Consider the following 4,222-nt stretch of genomic DNA (forward strand, 5'->3'; position numbering starts at 1 on the left):
CACCACCGCCGCCCGCGCCCGAGGCAGTGCCGCCGCCGCCCGCGCCGGCACCCGGGCCGCCGCCGCCGCCCCCGGCGCCGTAGCCGGGTGGGCGTCCGGATGGGCCAGCAGAGGTTCGACGAGCTGGTCTCGGATGCGCTCGACCTGATTCCCGCCGACCTCGCCGCCGCCATCGACAACGTCGTCGTGCTGGTCGCCGACCGCCACGACGAGGAACCCAGCCTGCTCGGCCTCTACGAGGGCGTCGCGCTCACCGAACGGGACTCCTGGTACGCCGGCTCGCTGCCCGACACGATCACCATCTACCGCGACGCCCTGCTGGACGTCTGCGACTCCGAGGAGCAGGTGGTCGAGGAGGTGGCGATCACCGTGATCCACGAGATCGCCCACCACTTCGGCATCGATGAGGAGCGCCTGCACGAGTTGGGGTGGGGATAGACAGGCGCGGCAACCGCGCCATGTCGGCCGGCAGTGCTATGAACGGGCCATGAGTTTCCAGTGCCGGGAGTGCCGGGCCGGGCTGGAGCACTGCCATGGCACGGTGGTCCACCACGTCCGGTTCCGTATGGAGTGCACCGAGGACGGCTGCGAGACGCCCGAGGTGATGCACACCTTCAGCATCGACTGCGAGGCGATCGGCTGTCAGTGCGGTCAGGCAGCAGGCGGGTCCGTCGTCCGCGTCAGTTGACACCTACCCGTCCGGAAGCGGCTCGGGTCAGCCCATCGGGTCGGCGGACTCCAGGGCGTCCTGCACCGGGTGCACGTCGGTCTCGGGATAGAACGGCGGGGTCAACGTGCCCCACTGCACGCAGCTCCAGCGGCCGTCGGTGACCGGCGCCAGCACCACGGCCTCGGTGTTGGCCAGGTGGTGGTCGAGCGCGAAGCCGCCGTCGACCCCCGCCAGCACCCCCGCGACCAGCCGGATCGCGGCGCCGTGGCTGACCACCACGATGTCGCCGCGCCAGGCGTCGTCGTCGAGGTGACGCAGCCTGAGCTGGGTGAGCACGGCGACATAGCGGTCGAGGACGTCGTTGCCTGATTCGCCGCCGGGCATCACGGCGTCGAGGTCGCCCTGGTGCCAGCGCTGATAGATGGATTCGAACTCGGCGATCGCGTCGTCGTCGTTGCGGTCCTCCAGCTCGCCGACCTGGACCTCGTGCAGGCCGTCGAACTCGTGGGCGGGCAGCCCGGCCTGCGCGGCGATCTCGCCGGCCGTCTGCACCGCGCGCACCGCGACCGAGTGGGCGACCATCGCCGGTGGGTGCGCGAGCCCGCGGGCGAACTCCCTGGCCTGTTCGCGGCCCAGGTCGGTCAGCTCCCGGCCGGGCGGGCGGGTGTCGAGCCGCCGCTCCACGTTGGACAGCGACTGCCCGTGCCGGACCAGCACCAGCCGTCCGCTCATTGGTTCACCTCCGCGTCACCGAGTCTGCCGTCGCGCAGCGCGGCCAGCCAGTGCGATGCGTCGTCGAGCTGGGGCGGCGGCGCACCGGCAGCCACCCCTGTGGGCCAGGATCCGAGATAGCGCACATCTGCACAACGCCGGTGCAGCGCCCTGAGTGCCTCGGCGACGGCGGCGTCGTCGATGTGGCCGACGAAGTCGAGGAAGAACACGTAGGTGCCCAGTCCCATTCTGGTGGGCCGGGACTCGATGCGGGTCAGGTCGATGTCGCGGACGGACAGCTCGGTCATGGCCGTGACCAGCGCCCCAGGCTCGTTGGCCAGCCGCAGCACCACCGAGGTGCGGTCGGCGCCGGTACGGGTGGGCGGCGGCGCCGGCCGGCCGGCGAGCAGGAAGCGGGTGCGCGCGTTGTTCTCGTCGACGACGCCCGAGGCGAGCGCCTCGAGCCCGAGGCGCTCGGCGGCCAGCACCGTGCTGACCCCCGCATCGGCCCGGCCCTCGGCCACGTCGTGCGCCGCGGCCGCGTTCGACTGGGCGGGCACCACCAGCGCCCCCGGCAGGTTCTCGGCCAGCCACCGCCGGACCTGCGCGGCCGCCACCGGGAAGGCGGCGACGGTCGCGACGTCACCGGTGTGGCCGGGCCGCACCACGATCGTGAACGACACGTCCAGGACGGTCTCGGCGAAGATCTGCAGCGGCGCGCCGACGGCCAGGCTGTCCAGCGTGGGCAGCACCGAGCCCTCGATCGAGTTCTCGATCGGGACGCACGCGTAGTCGGCGGTGCCTGCGCGCACGCACTCCAGGCTGGCCGGTGTGCTCTCGACGGGCAGCGGGGTGACGGCGCCAGGGACGGGGATCGCGTCTGCCGTGGCCAACTGCAGCAACGCCGCCTCTGTGAAGGTTCCCTGGGGCCCCAGATAGGCGATGCTCGGCACGTCTCAACCCTATCGGGTGGCCGCGGTTACGCCGTTCCGCTGGAGGGGAGGTCTTGCGCCGCCCGTCCGGCGGTAGTTAAGTTAGGCTCACCTTATCTACCGGGAGGGCGAGCGATGACGAATGCGGCACCGACGACAGCCGAGCGGATCCGCAGCGCATGTGCGCGCGGCGGCGGCGCGATGCTGGCCGTGGAGGGTGTCGAACCCGTCGCGACGCCGATCCACCACCTGCTCGAGGACGGCTCGTTCGCGCTGACGGTGCCGGTCGACGGCATGGTCGCGGGCATGGTCGTCGGCGCGGGCACCGCAGGCGTCCAGGCGGTGCTCGAGATGACCGACTACGCCCCGCTGCCCCTGCGTGAACCGGTGCGGTCGCTGGTGTGGATCCGCGGCCGGCTGCGGGAGGTGGCCGCCGCACACGTCGCGCCGATGCTCGACCTCATCGCCACCTCCGATCCCAATCCGGCTCTGCTGCAGGTCAACTCGAGCGAGAACAACGGTGGCGACACCCGCTATGCACTGATGCGGCTGGAGATCGAGTCGGTGGTGGTGGCCGATTCCACCGGCGCCGAGGCCGTCAGCCTGAACACCCTGCTCGAGGCCCGGCCCGACCCGTTCTGCGAGATGGAGTCGTGCTGGCTGCAGCACATGGACTCCGCGCACCGCGACGTGGTCGAGCGGCTCGCCACCCGGCTGCCCATCGCGCTGCGCCGGGGCCGCGTGCGACCGCTCGGCCTGGACCGCTACGGCGTCCAGTTGCGCGTCGAGAACGAGGACGGCGACCACGACGTGCGGTTGCCCTTCGCCAAGCCGGTCGACGACGTCACCGGGCTGAGCCAGGCGATCAGGGTCCTGATGGGGTGCCCCTTCCTCAACGGACTGCGCGCGCGCCGCGTCTGACCCCACGCCGCACTAGCCTGTGGCGGTGACCGAGCCCGCCGACGCGCAGTCGCCGCAGCGGCGCGTGCTGTGCATCGAGATCGCCGTCGTGCTGGCGGTGACCTTCGGCCTGAGCGCCTACACCGCGCTGCTGAGCCTGATCGAGTCGGTGCTGCAGGGCCTGTCCGGACAGGTGATCGCACTCAATCCGAAGCGCTCGCCGTTCGACCTGATCGACCTCGGGTTCAACCTGACCCGCGTGTTCCAGCTCCTGGCGTGGGGCGCGCTCGGGTTGTACCTGTTGTGGCGCAGCGGGTTCGGGCCGTCGCGCATCGGCCTCGGCCGGCCCCGCGGGCGCGACGTGCTCGGCGGGCTCGGGCTGGCGGCGCTCATCGGGCTGCCCGGCTTGGCGCTGTACCAGGTGGCCCGACTGCTCGGCGCGAACGCCGACGTGGAACCCGCGGAGCTCTACGACACCTGGTGGCGGATCCCGGTGCTGCTGGCGGTGTCGTTCGCCAACGGCTGGGCCGAGGAGATCATCGTGGTCGGTTTCCTGCTCACCCGGCTGCGCCAACTGCGCGTCAACCCGATGGCCGCGGTCGTGATCAGCAGCCTGCTGCGCGGCGCCTATCACCTGTACCAGGGCTTCGGCGCCGGGCTGGGCAATGTGGCAATGGGCCTGGTGTTCGGCTACGTCTACCAGCGAACCGGTCGGCTGTGGCCCCTGGTCGTCGCGCACGCCCTGATCGACGCGGTCGCCTTCGTCGGCTACGCCCTGCTGGCCGGCCGACTCGGCTGGCTGGCGTAGCCCGTCGCCGGGGTCCGCGGACGCGAGGCACGTACATTTCTGCTGTGGACGACAACCGGCCGACACCACGGCAGCCGCCACGGGAGCCGCCGGAGATGATCCGCCGCGACCCGGCGCACCGGCCGCCGCCGGTGTGGCCGCCGCGCCCGCCCACTCCCCCGCGCCGGCTGCCACCACCGCCCGCGCCGCCCGTCCGCCGCC

The 4,222-nt window shown here is 72.2% G+C and carries 6 protein-coding genes; 4 read left to right on the plus strand and 2 right to left on the minus strand.

Annotated elements, in window-relative coordinates; genetic code table 11:
- The first annotated feature begins 87 nt into the window (after positions 1 to 87).
- Both O6P37_RS28345 and O6P37_RS28350 read left to right on the plus strand, forming a co-directional pair.
- Positions 88 to 438, plus strand: coding sequence for a metallopeptidase family protein (locus O6P37_RS28345; RefSeq protein ID WP_269897208.1), 351 nt, complete (start codon positions 88 to 90; stop codon positions 436 to 438).
- Positions 439 to 487: 49 nt separating this feature from the next.
- Positions 488 to 688, plus strand: a complete 201-nt coding sequence (locus O6P37_RS28350; protein ID WP_264011519.1) for a hypothetical protein — start codon at positions 488 to 490, stop codon at positions 686 to 688.
- Between the two features lie 27 nt (positions 689 to 715).
- On the opposite strand, the gene O6P37_RS28355 is transcribed toward O6P37_RS28350, so the two are convergent.
- Together O6P37_RS28355 and pheA are read right to left on the minus strand one after the other, a co-directional pair.
- Positions 716 to 1,402, minus strand: coding sequence for a histidine phosphatase family protein (locus O6P37_RS28355; RefSeq protein WP_269897204.1), 687 nt, complete (start codon positions 1,400 to 1,402; stop codon positions 716 to 718).
- Positions 1,399 to 2,334 (minus strand): prephenate dehydratase, encoded by a 936-nt coding sequence (gene pheA, locus O6P37_RS28360; protein ID WP_269897205.1) that lies wholly within the window; start codon positions 2,332 to 2,334, stop codon positions 1,399 to 1,401. The genes O6P37_RS28355 and pheA overlap by 4 nt, the downstream gene beginning before the upstream one ends.
- A 114-nt stretch (positions 2,335 to 2,448) precedes the next feature.
- Between pheA and O6P37_RS28365 the strand changes: the two genes are divergently transcribed.
- A complete protein-coding gene (locus tag O6P37_RS28365) occupies positions 2,449 to 3,234 on the plus strand; it encodes a DUF2470 domain-containing protein (protein WP_269897206.1) in 786 nt (261 codons plus the stop codon).
- A gap of 25 nt (positions 3,235 to 3,259) precedes the next feature.
- Positions 3,260 to 4,021, plus strand: a complete 762-nt coding sequence (locus O6P37_RS28370; protein ID WP_408633273.1) for a CPBP family intramembrane glutamic endopeptidase — start codon at positions 3,260 to 3,262, stop codon at positions 4,019 to 4,021.
- Positions 4,022 to 4,222 lie beyond the last annotated feature (201 nt).

It is taken from the genome of Mycobacterium hippophais (assembly GCF_027529605.1).
In the GTDB taxonomy this organism is placed as follows: Bacteria; Actinomycetota; Actinomycetes; order Mycobacteriales; family Mycobacteriaceae; genus Mycobacterium; species Mycobacterium arseniciresistens.

Excerpts from the sequence above, each read along its gene's own strand:
- O6P37_RS28350 (WP_264011519.1), top strand. The coding sequence starts at position 488 with ATGAGTTTCCAGTGCCGGGAGTGCCGGGCCGGGCTGGAGCACTGCCAT.
- O6P37_RS28355 (WP_269897204.1), bottom strand. The coding sequence starts at position 1,402 with ATGAGCGGACGGCTGGTGCTGGTCCGGCACGGGCAGTCGCTGTCCAAC.
- O6P37_RS28365 (WP_269897206.1), top strand. The coding sequence starts at position 2,449 with ATGACGAATGCGGCACCGACGACAGCCGAGCGGATCCGCAGCGCATGT.